Below are 16,017 nucleotides of genomic sequence, written 5' to 3'. Positions count from 1 at the left end.
ATTAGAATAACGGTCTCGTGGGCTCGGAGATGTGTATAAGAGACAGCCTCTAAGCGCCCTGCAACCTTTTTAACCACCTTTTCATAGGCAGAAGATTCGCTCAGCTGCGCCTCAGCATCTTGCACCCGCACATAGACCTGCGTATAAGGCAAGTCTTGGGTGAAGGCAGCTTCACGAACGTATAGATACTCGTCAAGTTGTCCTGTACCCAACGTCGTTGAGCCAAAGTTCTTCGTATATGGATAGTCAGAGGCGCTCACCGTGCCCACTACCTTGAAGCGCTGCACGGCAAGCATATTATTCAAATTATCAGTACTGTAAAGCACTTCAACGGTATCTCCCCGCTTGAAATGCCCTACTGCATCTGCAGAAATCACGCATTCATCCGCAGTTTTGGGCCACCTGCCCTCGCGAAGCATTGGACGATTAAGATAGCGCGCATCCTTGGAAGCTACGGTATAACGGCCTGTAAGCTCTGACGCAAGCGCTGCATTCACATCAATTGAGGTAATACGTGCTGCGATTTGTGCATCTCCGATGCTCATCATGACATCACAAGATTTGGCAGGCATCGAGACTTCAACGCCTGGGGTCGCATCAATACGAGCGACATCATCGCTTGAAAAGCCCAACGTAGAAACAATACGCAAATCCCAAAGGCGCGTTCCGTCATACCAGCGGTCAGCTGCATCGCGCATGTCGGGACCAGCCATCTGCAAGCCCGCAAAAAAGCCACAGCCCAACGCAACGATACCCATAATCGCCAAAAAACGTCCCAATGATCCGCGAATTGAGCGAATCACTTCTCGCCTAAAGCTGTGGCTGTTGTGAGGACGTATTGTCATAATTGCTGCCCCCACACTTACCATTCAAGCGACATTGCGTCGACAGGCGCGGCATTGAGCTCAACGCTTTTTGCACGACCCTCACGAACACTGATAACGCGATCAGCAATCTGTGTAAAGGCAGAGTTGTGCGTCACGATGGCAACGGTACGTCCACTCTTGCGGCAACTATCCTGCAAAAGCTTAAGTACTTGGTGACCTGTTTGATAATCCAAGGCACCCGTCGGTTCATCACAAAGCAACAGCTTGGGATTTTTGGCCAAAGCGCGCGCAATTGCCACACGTTGCTGCTCTCCACCCGATAGTTGGGCTGGGAAGTTATCTTGGCGATCTGCGAGTCCCACTTCAGCAAGCACCTGCTCTGCTGGCAAGGGATTACGGCAAATCTGACTTGCAAGCTCAACATTTTCAAGCGCCGTCAAATTTTGCACGAGATTATAAAACTGGAAAACAAAACCAATATCATGCCGACGATACTGAGTGAGCTGACGCTCGTTCATAGCTGAAACTTCGCTACCATCAAGCAAAATTATGCCTGATGTGCAAGAATCCATGCCGCCGAGCATATTGAGCACAGTTGTCTTGCCTGCACCCGACGGGCCTACGATAACGCAGAGTTCGCCTTCTTCAATTTCAAAATTCATACCATCGACGGCACGAACCTCGACCGAACCCATCTGATATATTTTGCGCACGTCACAAAATTCGACGAAAGCCATCGTTGTCATTCCTTTAGGTCTAGTGGCGCTGTTCTTTGTTATCGCCAGCCAAATGCTTTGCATCGCGCCGACGCTCCACGCCCAAATAAGTCAAAGCAACACCTACCAAAAGCAAAGCAACGTAGCACACCGTTGCAATAAAGCCTGGTGCAAGCGACTGGTCAGCACCAAGCCTCCAAGCAGCCAAACAAATCAACACGATGCCAAGCAGAGTTTCGAGAATCGCAGGTACACTCGCTCCGCGTGTGGCCCGTATAGGTGAGTAGTTCTTGTTAGCCAAAATGTCCTGCTTCCTATAAAAACGAGCTATCTACCACACAGCTGATAGGCTCGAAATAATCCGTCTCTATGATATACGTTTGCGCTGCTTGGCGCGGGAGCTGGCCTTGCGAAGATCGACTTTGACATCCTCTTGACGACTGAAACCTTTTCCTGCTCTGAGCGAAGAATAGTCGTGTGCAAGGCGGTAACGCAGACGATTCCAGCGCACGGCAAGACTTTCAGTATGACTGGACTGCAATCCAAGGAGAGGGGCTGCCGCCAAGATGGGCAAAAGGTATTCCACCATACGCCAAACGACAAAAGCCGCAGCTACCTGCGTACCAAAAATAGGTGAAAAGAGCACGGTAAAACCACCTTCAGCTCCACCAATACCACCGGGCAGTGGCACAGCCGAAGTTAAAAGCTCAAGCATCGAGCCACAAGCCATGCAGGTAATGAAATCTGCTTGGTGACCAAAGGCGCGGGCAACAAACCACGGCAGTGAATACAGACAGGCAAGTTGCAACAGCGTAACGACAAGGGTCATCAACATATTGCGCACATTGCCAGCTGCCTGGCGAAAGCCCGAGGAAAACTCCCCTACCTGTACTGTCACCACATCAGTCCAATGATCGGTTCGTTTCATCCAACCACGACGCGAAGTAAAGCGAATAATCCAGCTACCTACACGACGCACAAAACCAGGGCGGAGACATACCAGCAAAAGGCCACCGACCTCAACGACCTTAAATCCAAAAAGAATGATGCCGATAAACGTGACATTGCCATAAGTGGTTGTCAGCCATTCCCAGCGAAAAAGCAGCATCAATGCGGCAAAAATACCTTCGCCCGCTTCATACATAATGAAGCGGGTATACTGCACTGCGCCCGCTCCGCCCGCAGAAAGTCCTGCACGGGTGAGGCGATAAATCTGTGCTGGCGCGCCACCCGCACCGTTTGGCGTAAGGTTGGAAAAAAAGATACCCGAGGCTTCAACACTCATCAGGTCGCGGATACCAATTCTACTTTTACGGTCACTGATAACAGCAAGCAGATACGCCAGTACACCCCAGAAGAAATACACAACGTAAGCAAGCATGGCTGCAACTACCCAGCGCCGACGTACGCCTGCCATCGCCGTCAAAAATTCGCCCATCTGTCCAGAAAACACGAGATAAAGAGCGTAGACAATCGTAGCTATACCGATAAAGACAAGACCTTTGCGCGCTTGACCCATGCTCTGATCGCGAGTTTCGCGCTGGGCCTTGCTCATAGCGGTGGTACCAGACACCTTGAGACGAGGTTTTTTGCTACGCTTTGTCTTTGTAAAACTAGATAGTGGGGCGGTAGCTTGCTTGGTAGCAGGGGTCCGCGGCTTTGTATTGTTTTGCTTGTGAGGAGTCGTTTGTAAGGTATCGCTACCCTGTTTGACCACTGACTGGGGCATAGGTACAAAGTTCGACGAAGATTTCTTTTTGAAACGAATCTCCATGTACCCTCCCCTCTCAGCTACGTTTTTATTGCATCCAAAGAATTACTGTACCCGAGATGCCGAAAAAAACACGGCGTTCAACTGCTCCTTCACAAGAGCTGCCAGCATGGTCGAAAAAAATCCACAACCAATCAAAATTTAGGCTTGCTAAATACTGTGGGCGTGATACTATATTCCTCGCTTGAAACCACGTCGGAGTGGCGGAATTGGCAGACGCGCTAGCTTGAGGTGCTAGTGACTGACTAAAAGGTCGTGCGGGTTCAAGTCCCGCCTCCGACACCAGAAATTCCAGGTCCCTTTGGGGCCTTTTTCTTTCAGAATTTCTCTTTATGCGAATCAGCCGCCACGGTTCATTTCACACCCCTCGTCAAACGCCACGTTCTACTTCATGCCACTTCAAGGCAGGTGTCAAAAGCCACGTTCTACTTCACTTTTTTAGCCAAAAGCCACGTTTCATTTCACGCAAGAAAAATTTACCTGCGGAAACGTCAAGGCCTTTGAAACGGAATGTGGCTTTTGACATTTTTTCTGAAATAGAACGTGGCTTTTGGTAAGCAGAACTGTGCTATCTGAAATGATCCGTGGCGTTTGACAAGCAGGGCTGCCCCATTTGAAACAGAATGTGGCGTCTGACAAGCAGGGCTGCCCCATTTGAAACAGAACGTGGCGTCTGACAGGCAGCGCAAGCAAGCAAAGCTACGAAACCCTACATAGAAAAAGCATGCCGTGAGCAATGATTCGCCCACGGCATACCCCCCTGCAATGCTTAGCCAAGTGCAGACTGGTAAATTGTGACAATATCCTGAGCGGATAGAGGAACAAATGAGCCGCAGCTACCTTTAGCAGCTTTTTTTGCCATCTCGGCAAAGTGGGTATCATCCTTGATACCTACCGCCTTGAGCGTAGCAGGCATGCCCATCGTCTCAAAGAAAAACTTACGAGTCAGCTTAATTGCCTCGCGTGCTGCTTCCTTGTCATTTGCAGCCTCTGCGCCCCACACATTACGCGCATAACGTGCAAAGACGGGCGCAGTTTTGTCATCAAGGATGTATTCCATCCAAGCTGGTGTCATAATCGCCAAACCCTCGCCATGCGTAATGTCATAAAAAGCAGAGAGCTCATGCTCAATGGGATGAATGCACCACGCAGGTGAGCAACCCTCAGAAATCAGACCGTTAATTGCATGGCTTGACGCCCACATCAGATTGGCACGTGCTTCGTAATTGTCGGGCTGCTCAAGGGCGATAGGACCGTATTTGATACAAGTTTTTAGAATGCTCTCAGCAAAGTATTCCTGTAATTCACAGCCCTGCTCAAAGTGAAAATAATTCTCAAAGGTGTGACTCATCATATCGGCAGTGCCAGCTGCCGTCTGACGCTTTGGCACCGAGAACGTATAAGTCGGATCTAACACAGACATCTTGGGGATAACAAGAGGCGAACCAGTGCCCCACTTCTCGTTTTTGCTGAGATCCGTGATAACCGCAAACTCATCCATTTCAGAACCCGTAGCAGCAAGCGTAAGCACAGCATATACAGGCAGCGCCGCCTTGATGAGCTCACGGTGCAATACCAAATCCCAAGCGTCTCCGTCATAGCAAGCACCCGCTGCCACTACTTTTGCACAGTCAATCGAGCTGCCACCGCCAATAGCTAGTACCATATCGATGTTCTCGTCATGGCATAGCTGAACGCCTTTACGTACCGTCTCAATACGAGGATTGGGCTCGATACCAGGCAACTCAAAGACCGTCAGTCCCGCTTCACCCATAACGCGTAGAGCCTCGGCATAAATGCCATTACGTTTGATGGAACCGCCACCATAGCACAGCAGTACACGCGACCCACTCTCGGTCAACTCCGCCAGATGAGAAATCTGACCTTTGCCAAAGTTAATTCTCGTTGGCGCATAGTAAGTAAAATTAAACATATGCCCCCTTTTTGTTGCTCATTACTATTTATAGCCCCACTATACATCTGCAAAACACAGCGTGCCCGAAAATGAATAAGGGTCCCGCGAGGTTATCAATATCTATCAATATATGAATATTTCCCACTCATGCCACATACCGCCGGCGTCAATAATGTGTAACAGCAAGCTGTTTTGCAGTACAAGCACAACAAAAGCGAAGCATAACCAAAGTTCCTCATTTGAAAAATTCTCCTTGCATACAGAGAGACATTCGCGTAAGATACTTTCTGCTGCATGTGAGCACCCCCGCTTATAACTTTGCAGTTACCTATTCGGGCGTTTAGCTCAGGGGGAGAGCGCTTCCCTGACACGGAAGAGGTCAGAAGTTCAAATCTTCTAACGCCCACCATAAAAGATGCAGGTAGATGGGATAGACCATCTACCTGTTTTTTCTTTTAGACAGCACTGCCTACTGATGGACGGTAAACCCTTTTTGCGTATATAACTTGAACCCTTTTTTGCATATATAACTTCATGCTCAATGAGGGCGCCTTGTGCTGGACTTGCTTCGTGACCATGTCAAATCCTGCGATTTAGTAGGTACTATGCAGGGTTTCTTATTTCTGCCTTTACGTACTCTTAAATGACTGGATTTATATAGCAGAATAAGTTAGGCAAGGCTATCCTTATGCGGATTTCTTTGCACACAGGCTAACGCCGTTGGAGGATGAAAAGTATGTTCTTGATATTTTTCTCTGGTTTATTGGTTGTAGGGCTGGTAATAGCTCTTGCTCAGTTTGCCCCACAAAAGCTCTTTCACTTTTTACCCCAACTAAATCGAATTTCATGGATATGGACGAGCATTTTCCTTGCATTACTTCTTTTTTTGAGCGTATATGCAGGTTTTGGACTCATTCAAACCCACTGGTTACCAGCCATCCTATGCACGAGCGTACTTGCAATAGCCGCCATCGTTTCGCTCTATAACAAGCAAATCCGCGCAGCGTTCAGCACGCTTTTAGCTTACCAGCGTTTGCTGTTAGAAATTGGGCTGCTGCTTATGGGAACTTTTTTGACTTTCATAGCTATTGAATTGCCTTCTAATCCAGCTATCACTGGATTTTGGATAGAGGGTCTTATTCTCGAAAATGTCATTATTCTCGTTATATTTCTGATATTTCATCTCCTCTTTCAACGCAGTGGTGCAGGAGCAGTCATTGCAGCTTTTCTTTTTGAATGTGCCGGCCTTGCAGAATATTTTGTAGTGTCATTTAAAGGTGTACCCATCATTGCGAGCGACGTGCTTGCACTCGGCACGGCAGCTACGGTAAGTGGCAGCTATAGCTATGTTCTCAATGAGAGGGTACTCATTTCATTTGCCGTATTCGCACTAGCTCTAGTTGTACTTTCTCTAACACCAAAGCCACAACGTGCAAAAAGGCCTGCCATTGCATTTGTAGCCAACACTTTTGGCGGACTCATCATGGCTGGTATAGCTGTCTTTATTGCAACAACAGTAAGTTTTTCGGAATTTCCTGGTATCAAATACAACGCTTGGATTCCGCTCGACAGCTACCATCGTGAAGGCTTTATTTCATCGTTTGTCACGCAAATTCAGTCTTTCCGCCCCGTTCAGCCCAAGGGTTATTCCAAAGAAGAAGCCGAAAAACTTCTTTCAGGCTACGCCAACAAGTACGAAGAAAATCTCGCCCAGACAGACTCTTCCTCCACAAGCAATGCCAACTCCTAACTCTCTGCTTAAGAACGAATAACCCATCGCATGATTCACCGTTCTGTGCTTTCGCGTCTTCGCACTTCTGTAATTGTTCGCACGTTTTCGATTGCCAGCTACATCTCAAGGGGCATTTTCATGAAAGAATTTATCAACGCCAACGTTTCTCGTCGTTCTTTTATTTCAGCGGTCGGAGCTGCTGGTATACTAGCTACCCTCAGTGCCTGTGGTGCAGGTGGAATCAAAAAAACTGCCGCCGCCATCACAACCGAGCAGAAAAGCCCGAGCAAAAACGCCACAAGCTCACCCGATTCTTCAGCCTCATATGCCGAGCAGTACGCCCATATTTTTGGCAACACGAAGACAAGAAAAGCCGCAGAAAAGCAGTTCAGTGAGCTCAAACCCAGCGTGGTCGTCGTTATGAATGAGTCCTTCTCCGACCTGTCATTGTTCAACGAGCTAGATGGGAGCTATAAAGGCCCCGAGTGGTTTAACTCATTCGAAGGAGGCCTTGCAAAGGGAAAGCTCTACGTCTCCCCTTATGGTGGCGGCACCTGCAACAGTGAGTGGGAAATGCTCACGGGCTGCTCGATGGCATTTATGGGATCAGGTGTCTATCCATATATGGTCTATGACATGTCTCGCGTCGACAACCTTGCCCGCCAACTCAAAGCCATTGGATATAAAGCAAATGCCATGCATCCTAACCTAGCGACCAATTGGAATCGTCATATCGTCTATCCTGCCTTTGGTTATGATCAATTCCTCTCTGAACCTGATTTTGGCGCCGCACAACGCTATCGCAATCTCATCAGCGATGCCGCCACCTACGACAAAATTCTTGAGCTACTCGCCGCCGATGAGGCACCACAGACGATTTTAGATATCACCATGCAAAATCATGGCGGATACAAAACCAACGCGCTGCCAGCAAATCTCGTTAAGCACCACACAATTAAAGGCGTTGATCATCCAGATCTCGATGAGTATTTATCATTGATGGATATTTCTGACAAAGCCTTGCAGGAGTTCATAGATAAGCTTTCTAAACTCAAGCGCCCTGTGGTATTGCTGCTTTTTGGAGACCATCAACCAGCTCTTGCAGCGCCTTACAATGATGCGCTTGTAACCAACGACTCCAGTGAGCTTGTCCACCAACAGCGTGCTCATACCACCAGCTATCTTATGTATGCCAACTACAACGTTGAGGGCGCCAAGACAGGAACGGTACTCGATACCAGCACAAACTTCCTCATTGCTAATCTTGCACAACTCATCGGAATGCCCTTGAGCGATTTTCAAAAAGCCCAATTAGTCATGCAGCATCAAGGCATGTATGCAATAAATATGCTGGGCTTCCAAGACAGCACGGGCAGTTGGCACGATATCAAAAACAATAAGGAAGGCGATACTGCTCAGCTATGCCAAGACTTGCAAACCTTACAATACCTAGAGCTCTTTGGCGATGGCGTGCATTATCAGGTAGGCAGCGGAAAGACGGGGACAATTACAGGCCGTCTGCAATAGCTACTTAAGAAGGCAACTTTAATAGTACGGAACGCACGCTCTTGAGTACCTGCACGCTTCGAGAACGACTCTGGCGTAGTCAGTCGTTTTGGGAGAGTATCTTTCGCTGTGTGTTCATCTGTCGTTTTAGCTTAATGAATACAGCATGCAGTGCAGGAAGTCCTCTAAAGTTTTGGTACGTGTCAGCCGAGAAATGCGACGTGCATCACAAAGCTGGCGAATAATACCATCGTAGATGTCCATGAAAATTCCCCTATCCTGCGCATTAAGAGCAATCATCAACACCACATTAACCCTGCTGCCATTCCATTCGATACCCTTCTCGCTCACTAGCGTAGCAATGGTGGTGCGCGAGGCATCCATCTCCATGGCATGAGGGATGGCAAAGAGTCCAAAGAAGCCCGTTGACCCCATAGACTCGCGTCTAAGGACCGATTGGGCAAAATCCTCCCCCACCACACCATAATCCTGAAGCCTCTTTGCCAAAAAGCAGATTGTTTCCTCGCGCGTATGCAGGTCCTGTTCTCGGAAGAAAACTTCGAGGCGGAAGAATCGGGTAGCTTTAGCGGCTTTCAGGGCATCACGATGCTCCACGAATGAGGTCACGGCAACCTCAACCGCCTGAAAGTCACGTTCTGTAAAGAGAGGGGAAACCTGTATCACTGTGCCTGTTGTGACAGGAATCTCACCAGTAGTCACCAAAATATCAGCATCCACATCAGAGCTCAAGTCAAAGGCAGTTACATCTACATACGTAGCCAGCCTAGTAGAGAGATTAGCGATAATACGGCGGCGGATACCCCGGTAATCCTCACCAGCCACGGCTATGGTTATGCGTTGCTCACCCATATCCTCAAGGATGATGAGGCCTACGTGGACGCAGATGAATCCCAGCTCGCCTTGAGCTATCTTCACACCAAGTTCCTTGCCAAGACGATCTGCTACAGCGAGTGATACTTCATAAATAAAAGGACTGTTGATGCGGATACTCTCAGTGATGGTCAGATCTACAAACGGATTGGACTTCGCCCGTCTGATCATGGCATACACGTGAAGGGCAAAATTGTGCAGCTGTAAATGGTTGGGTGCAGGAATCAAATAGTCAGCAAATACCGAGGTAGCTATGGTAGTTACCTTAATTTCAAACTCTTTCGGCATACCTTCAACAACACGTGCGTCCGCCACATTGGTAGCGCGAACTCTTCCTGCGAGGAGTGAGGCAAGGTAGTCGAGGTCTTCCTCGCTGGGGCTTAACGGGTGCATCTTGCCATAGAGACGGCAGATTTCGCGTGCCATTCTCCGCTCGCATGGCTCACTTGCAACAGACGCAGCATCAGCGGCTAGGGTGGCAGCCATACTGTCCCCAACTGACGCAGACTCAGGTTTTATAAAGAAAAGCGCAACGGTCACACTAACTGCTAGATCTTGACCATACCCCTCGGGAATCGTAAGGTTACAGGCTAATGCCGCCTGTTGTAATACGTCCGACACCTCGTCAATTCTTATACCTTTAAGGTTGGATGCAAAAGCCTCAGTCAGCGAGAAGGCGGGGCCAACCTCATCTAAGACTAGCTGTCCCATAAGCCTGCGTCGTAAACACTCGTTGCCCTCCACCCGTAGGCGCCCTTTGGTGCGGCACAAGGTGAGACCATGCTTATCTAAGATGTCCTTGACTTCTGTAAGCTGACGCTCAACGGAGCTTGTACTTTCGTAAAGAGCAAGTGCCAAATCATCAACAGTCAGCTCTTCACCTGCAAGAAGATGCACCATTATCTGATGAGCTGGTGCAGGGCAAACGGCGTCGCGGGCATACTCGCGAATCATGGTACTGGCTGCAAGCGTAGGCAAATAACCTCGGTTCGTACTAATCAAAACCTGTTCATCACTGTTGATGCGGGCTATATCAGCCTGTACCGTGCGCAGCGACACGCCCAGTTGGCGAGCCAACTCAGAACCAGTAACAGGACCGTCACCTGCAAGGACCATTCGCAGGATAGCTTGCTGACGTTCGCTTAGGTTCACCATGCCACCTCCCCCGCCTCATCCGCTTCTTAGGTGCATCTGCCATGCGCCGTTTCTCGCAGGCCAAGCAGAACAAACTATCTGTGGACAAACATATAGTCGCGCAATTTACACGTTATGTCGTCCTCAGACCTGCCATACAGTCACCAGCATCTGCGGGATGCCCCGCAAGTCGCGACTGGAAACCCCGCAATACACAATCTATATTCACGGCCATGCATATCACCAGCCGCTGTCTGTGGCATACCGACAAGGGAGGTGCCATGACCCAGAATGAAGCGCAAGCAATCTCGTTAGAGATCATCGCTAATGCGGGTGATGCCTTTAGCAACTTTTACCAAGCTATACACAGCGCACGTGAGGGAAACTTCAATGAGGCAGATCGGCTCGTCGAGGAGGGTAAGAAAGCGCTCAACGAGGCTCACAATGCCCAAACCAGGATGCTGACCGAAGAAGCTCAAGGCAAAGATGTGCCCGTGGGAATTATTGTAGCCCACAGTCAGGATCATCTGATGTCCGCGATTCTCTTCGAGTGTGTGGCAAAGGAATTCATCTTACTGTACCGCGAAAAGTTTCAAACTGCGGAAAACCAAGTTGTAAGCAAGGAGGTGACATCATGAGTGCCTTTCTCTGGGGTAGCGCCACCGCCGCCTACCAATGTGAGGGTGCCTGGAATGAGGACGGTAAGGGACAGTCTAACTGGGACGTCTTCTGTCATAGCGAGAAAAACAACATAAATCCGGCAACTGGCGATATTGCTTCTGACCACTACCACCGCTTTGAGGAAGACCTCAATCTGATGGCTGCAGGTGGACAGAATGCCTACCGGTTCTCGATTGCTTGGACTAGGATTATCCCGAATGGTACCGGAGCGGTAAATCCAGAGGGTATCGCGCATTATAACGCCGTAATTGATGCCTGTCTTGCTCGTGGTATCGAGCCTGTAGTAACTCTTTACCACTACGACCTACCTGAGCCCCTCTTTGTTGCAGGTGGCTGGGAGAATCGCCAAACCTCGGACGCATTTTGTGCCTATGCCAAGGTCTGCTTTAACGCCTTTGGCGACCGCGTGCGCACCTGGTTTACAGTCAACGAGCCCAACTATGACACCCTCTGCTGCTACGGCATCGGTAACTATCCACCCAACGTCAAGGATCTCTCTCGTCGGTGGAAAGCGATGTACCACATGCTTCTTGCGAGCGCCAAGGCAGTTGTAGCCTTCCGCGAAGGAGCTTACCAAGGCATGATTGGACTGGTAAGTGACTCCTATGCTATTGAAGCCCGGAGTGATACTCCCGACTACCAAGAAGCAAAACGCCTAGCCGACCTCTTCTACAACCGCAGTGTCAATGATGTCGCAGTGCTAGGTCAGCTACCGACAGAACTAATTGACAAGTTGCGTTCCGAAAACCAAACCTTAGACTACCTGCTCCCTGGCGATCAAGAAATTTTAGCTGCTGGCAAGGTGGACATGCTAGGTATCAATGCCTATGACCGTACGCTAGTCAAACCTTGCACTACCAGTCAGACCTCGCTTTCAACCAACAACACTGGTACCGCTGATTCGAGCAATGAAACTAATATTGCAGGCTGGTTCTCAGTCGATGAGGACCCTACTACTCAGAAAAATGCTTGGGGCATGGAGCTTTATCCCAAGTCAATCTACACTCTGCTGCATCAACTCCATGAGCGTTATCCAAACCTTGTATTCATGATTACTGAGAATGGCATGGGTTATCGTGACCAACTGGTTGATGGACAGGTACACGACACATATCGCGTTGATTTCCTTAAGGGCTTCGTTAACTGGACGCTCAAAGCACGAGAGGAAGGCTGTGACGTCCGCGGCTACTTCGTATGGTCCACCATGGATCTCTACAGTTGGATTAATGGCTATGCAAAGCGCTATGGCTTGATTTACGTAGATTACAACGATAACTACCGCCGTATCCCAAAGGACAGCTACTACTGGTACAAGGACACAATTGCAGCTTGGAACCTAAAGGAAGGAAGGTAAACATGGAAAAGTTCACTGAATGGGTTGAGTCACACCTCGCCCCGATTGCCAACAAGATGAGCCGCAACCGCTATATCCAGGCAATTCAGAATGCGTTCCTCACCCTAATTCCCTTCATCACAATTGGGTGCTTTGCGCTTATTATCGTCTCACCCACCACTGATCCTGCCACCATGGATCCTGGTCTCATGCGCAACTTCATGGAGGGATGGACTGCTGTAGCTGGTGCGCTTGATCCTTTCCTGGGAAGTGGCGTGCATAACTTAACCGTCGGCTGCCTAGCTCTTTGGGTCTCGATTGGAATCGGCTACAACTTGGGCAAGTCCTATGGCTATGAAACCCTTCTGCCTGCCGCCCTCTCAGGTGCATCCTTCTTGATTTACTCTGCTAATCCAGGAGACTGGAGCATCGATACCACCTACTTTGGCTCTACGGGTCTATTTGCCGCCATCATCTCTTCTTTCTTCACTGTTGAGTTCTATCGCAACCTTGAACAGCGTAAAGTTGGTCATATTGAACTAGCTGGAGCTGGCGTTCCTCCTGCGTTATCTGACTCTTTTGCAGGTCTGATTCCTGTGGGCATTGTTCTGGTAATCAACTCCATAATCTCCTACGCCCTGCATACTCTCACTGGCTCCCCACTGCCCGCCCTCATGACTCTGATCATGAGTCCTCTGGTAGCTCTGGCCTCTAGTCCTGTAGGCATAATTGTCTTAGCTTTCGTTGTTGCACTCCTGTGGTGGTTTGGCATTCATGACTCTGTCATCACCAGCCCACTGGATGTCATCCTCTATGCCAACCTTGGAGCCAACATGGCTGCCTTCGCCTCTGGTACCTCACAGTACGCTCTACCTTTTATCGTGGACGAGTCGTTCTGGTGGATTTTCCTAACAATTGGCGGCTCTGGAGCGACCCTCGCTCTAGCCATTCTTTGCTTCTTCTCTAAATCTAAGCAGATTAAGACCGTGGGAGAGCTTGCCATCATCCCCGCCTTCTTTAATATCAACGAGCCCATCATCTTTGGTCTGCCCCTGATGTACAATCCCACAATGCTTATCCCCTTTGTATGCGTGATGCCCATCAATGCCCTGGTAACATACTTAGCTATGAGCTTCGGTTTGATTTCACATTGCGTTGCCTATCCAGGTTGGAATCTTCCTGCACCCATCGGCGCCTTTCTTGCCACCATGGATATCAAGGCTCTCTTCTTTATGTTTGCCCTGATCGCCCTTGATGGTCTGCTCTATTTCCCCTTCTTTAAGGCTTATGAGAAAAAGAAGCTTGAGGAAGAGGCCGACCCTTCGCTTGCTGAGTAAGGGTATAAATAAGGGGGATGGTCAGATAAGCTGAACCATCCCCCGCTTTTACGTCTGCACAGAAGATTTGCGCACCAAGGAGATACGCCATGAAAATCCTGCTTGTCTGCAACGCTGGCATGAGCACAGGCATCATGAGAATCAAGCTCGAAGAGGAGGCAGAAAAGCGCGGTCTGAATGCTACCGTTAATGCTGTCCCCATGTCCACACTCGATGACAACGCTGAGGGGGCAGACATCATCCTCCTAGGCCCTCAAATTCGTTTTGCCCTTAAGGACATCCAGAATTCCTATGGTAATAAGGCTGCTGTCATGGTTATCAAGCCTCAAGACTTCGGCCAAATGAAAGCCGCAAAGGTCCTTGATGAGGCTCTGACACTTCTGGGCTAGTACATCATTCCCAGCGACGTATCAACGTGCTATGGGACAACACCCAAAGCCTAGATTCCAACGTACCGTATCCGTACTGTAGGAATTCTTTCATCAAAATAGATGGATTATCCTGTCTGAATATATGCAGATACCTGTACACGCTTGTGTGATTGAGACTGTTGAACCTGTCTCTAGTTGCATGGCATAGGAATGCTATACCCCATTACAAGCCTAACAATTAGGTATCCAAAGTATGCAAAATATCCTGCAATAAATGGGCTTTGGTGATAAAAATATCTCCTCATAAGATAAGCAAGTAAGGAGGAGATGTGAGTAACAGACTCAACATATTATTTGAAGTCTTGTATAGGCGAAATGCCTCTGCTTCCATTGACGAACTATCCGGTATACTTGGCGTAAGTAAGCGTACCGTTTATAACGATATCGAACGTCTCAACACCTTATTAGCATCTTCGAGTGCTCCTCCTATAGTAAATCGAAGAGGAATTTTTAGTCGTATTACCACAAAAGGTCAGGATAACTTTGATCCTAAATTAAGTTTTTCTGATTTGGTAAACGATTCAGGATTAATCTATATTGACCCCGCATATAGACGCTGTAGCCTCGCAGAAACAATTATCTGTTTACCCGGTCCCTTTTCGATGGACAATCTCCAACAAATTTTTGGTGTTTCACGCAACACTCTTGCACGTGATCTGCGTGAGATCCGCAAAATGCTGTCACCATTTGGCGTATCTATTGAATCCCGACAATTCACTGGCTATTGGATAGATGGCGAAGAAAATGCTATCCGAGCCGCCCTCTCGAGTGTACTTGATGATGATCTTGTATTTGAAAGGGTTTTAGTAAATGAAGGGTCTTCCTTCATTACGGCTGTTGAGTCTTTTCTTACCAGTGTGACAAATGAACTAGGAGTTGACTTTTCTAACGCTTCACGTCGCAGAATCATACTTAGTCTTTTCGCTGCCTATAAGCGTATTGGTAGCGGACACACTCTTACTCAGCTGCTCCTTCAACATCAAGGCAGCGAAATCACCCGCGAATTTCAGGTTGTTAAAGCTCATAAACCTGAAATTGAAATGCTGTATCAACAGAGCGACATTCCTCAAGGGGAACTTGAATACGTCGCTGCAAAACTTAGAGAATCATCGGTTGTAAAGCGCAATGAACTTATCTCTGAAAACTGGATTCAGATGAGCCTGCTGGTTCAGCAATTTATACAAGATGTTGCTAAAGAATTTCCAATGGCCCATTTTGAAGAAGATGAAGCATTATTCCAGGGGATCCTTAACCATCTACGTCCTGCATATTGGCGTGCTATTGCAGATGAAATCATTGACAATCCGATGTTAAGCTATGTGCAGGAGCAATGCAGTGATCTCCATGAAGAAGTCAGCCGCTCAATATCTATAGTAGAGAATATTCTCCATGTTTCTTTTCCTGAGGGAGAAGTTGGCTACTTCACCCTCTTTTTCGCTGCCTCACTAGAGAGAACGCACAGAATTGCTGTAAGAAAAGCACGCGCTATTGTTGTATGCCAAGAAGGACTATCGACATCTCAATTTTTAGCATCTCGTCTTGAGACGAGTTTTGAAATCAATATCGTTGCGGTGCTTAGTGTACGAGAAGCACAAGAATGGCTCTTTCAAAATGACATTGATCTTGTTGTTTCTACCGTTTCGTTTACTCATGAGACCTGCCCCGTTATCGAAGTTTCGGCATGGCTCACAAATGATGATAAGCGGAGACTAGCAAGCTTTCTTAATCCTAAACATGTTGAGA

At 48.3% G+C, this 16,017-nt stretch carries 12 protein-coding genes, 2 tRNA genes and 1 pseudogene; 9 read left to right on the top strand and 6 right to left on the bottom strand.

The genetic code is table 11. The features are described 5' to 3' along the window. From Q0X25_RS04355 to Q0X25_RS04340, 4 genes and pseudogenes are all read right to left on the bottom strand, one after another. Positions 1-845: pseudogene (locus Q0X25_RS04355) on the bottom strand (ABC transporter permease); the annotation flags it as partial. 17 nt (positions 846-862) lie between these two features. Further along, entirely contained in the window at positions 863-1,564 is a 702-nt protein-coding gene (locus tag Q0X25_RS04350) for an ABC transporter ATP-binding protein (protein WP_298579268.1), read from the bottom strand. Between the two features lie 19 nt (positions 1,565-1,583). Further along, positions 1,584-1,844, bottom strand: a complete 261-nt coding sequence (locus Q0X25_RS04345) for a hypothetical protein (RefSeq protein WP_298579267.1) — start codon at positions 1,842-1,844, stop codon at positions 1,584-1,586. Between the two features lie 66 nt (positions 1,845-1,910). Next, positions 1,911-3,317 carry a lysylphosphatidylglycerol synthase transmembrane domain-containing protein gene (locus Q0X25_RS04340; RefSeq protein ID WP_298579266.1) on the bottom strand — a complete coding sequence of 469 codons (1,407 nt, stop codon included), beginning with the start codon at positions 3,315-3,317 and terminating at the stop codon, positions 1,911-1,913. 191 nt (positions 3,318-3,508) lie between these two features. Here Q0X25_RS04340 and Q0X25_RS04335 point away from each other — a divergent pair. Then, positions 3,509-3,599, top strand: a tRNA-Leu gene (locus Q0X25_RS04335). 484 nt (positions 3,600-4,083) lie between these two features. Here Q0X25_RS04335 and Q0X25_RS04330 read toward each other — a convergent pair. Next, entirely contained in the window at positions 4,084-5,247 is a 1,164-nt protein-coding gene (locus Q0X25_RS04330) for an iron-containing alcohol dehydrogenase (RefSeq protein ID WP_298579264.1), read from the bottom strand. 316 nt (positions 5,248-5,563) lie between these two features. Between Q0X25_RS04330 and Q0X25_RS04325 the strand changes: the two genes are divergently transcribed. The 3 genes from Q0X25_RS04325 to Q0X25_RS04315 all read left to right on the top strand — a co-directional run bounded on the left by Q0X25_RS04325 (position 5,564) and on the right by Q0X25_RS04315 (position 8,488). Further along, positions 5,564-5,638, top strand: a tRNA-Val gene (locus Q0X25_RS04325). 327 nt (positions 5,639-5,965) lie between these two features. Continuing rightward, positions 5,966-6,979 (top strand): hypothetical protein, encoded by a 1,014-nt coding sequence (locus tag Q0X25_RS04320; protein WP_298579263.1) that lies wholly within the window; start codon positions 5,966-5,968, stop codon positions 6,977-6,979. 120 nt (positions 6,980-7,099) lie between these two features. Further along, positions 7,100-8,488 carry an LTA synthase family protein gene (locus Q0X25_RS04315; RefSeq protein WP_298579262.1) on the top strand — a complete coding sequence of 463 codons (1,389 nt, stop codon included), beginning with the start codon at positions 7,100-7,102 and terminating at the stop codon, positions 8,486-8,488. A gap of 126 nt (positions 8,489-8,614) precedes the next feature. On the opposite strand, the gene Q0X25_RS04310 is transcribed toward Q0X25_RS04315, so the two are convergent. Beyond that, positions 8,615-10,513 carry a transcription antiterminator gene (locus Q0X25_RS04310; RefSeq protein ID WP_298579261.1) on the bottom strand — a complete coding sequence of 633 codons (1,899 nt, stop codon included), beginning with the start codon at positions 10,511-10,513 and terminating at the stop codon, positions 8,615-8,617. Between the two features lie 260 nt (positions 10,514-10,773). On the opposite strand from Q0X25_RS04310, the gene Q0X25_RS04305 reads away from it, so the two are divergent. From Q0X25_RS04305 to Q0X25_RS04285, 5 genes are all read left to right on the top strand, one after another. Continuing rightward, positions 10,774-11,130: a PTS lactose/cellobiose transporter subunit IIA gene (locus Q0X25_RS04305; protein ID WP_298579260.1), complete on the top strand. Its 357-nt coding sequence runs from the start codon at positions 10,774-10,776 to the stop codon at positions 11,128-11,130. Next, on the top strand, positions 11,127-12,527 hold the full coding sequence (locus Q0X25_RS04300) for a glycoside hydrolase family 1 protein (RefSeq protein WP_298579259.1): 1,401 nt from the start codon (positions 11,127-11,129) through the stop codon (positions 12,525-12,527). Before Q0X25_RS04305 ends, Q0X25_RS04300 begins: the two co-directional genes overlap by 4 nt. Positions 12,528-12,529: 2 nt before the next feature. Then, on the top strand, positions 12,530-13,843 hold the full coding sequence (locus Q0X25_RS04295; protein ID WP_298579258.1) for a PTS sugar transporter subunit IIC: 1,314 nt from the start codon (positions 12,530-12,532) through the stop codon (positions 13,841-13,843). Positions 13,844-13,932: 89 nt separating this feature from the next. Continuing rightward, on the top strand, positions 13,933-14,232 hold the full coding sequence (locus Q0X25_RS04290; RefSeq protein WP_298579257.1) for a PTS sugar transporter subunit IIB: 300 nt from the start codon (positions 13,933-13,935) through the stop codon (positions 14,230-14,232). 311 nt (positions 14,233-14,543) lie between these two features. Further along, the coding region (locus tag Q0X25_RS04285) for a transcription antiterminator (RefSeq protein ID WP_298579255.1) at positions 14,544-16,017 on the top strand (1,474 nt) is incomplete at its 3' end.

It is taken from the genome of uncultured Olegusella sp. (genome assembly GCF_947253395.1).
In the GTDB taxonomy this organism is placed as follows: domain Bacteria; phylum Actinomycetota; class Coriobacteriia; order Coriobacteriales; family Atopobiaceae; genus Olegusella.
This window is presented reverse-complemented; position numbering and strand designations above follow the sequence as displayed.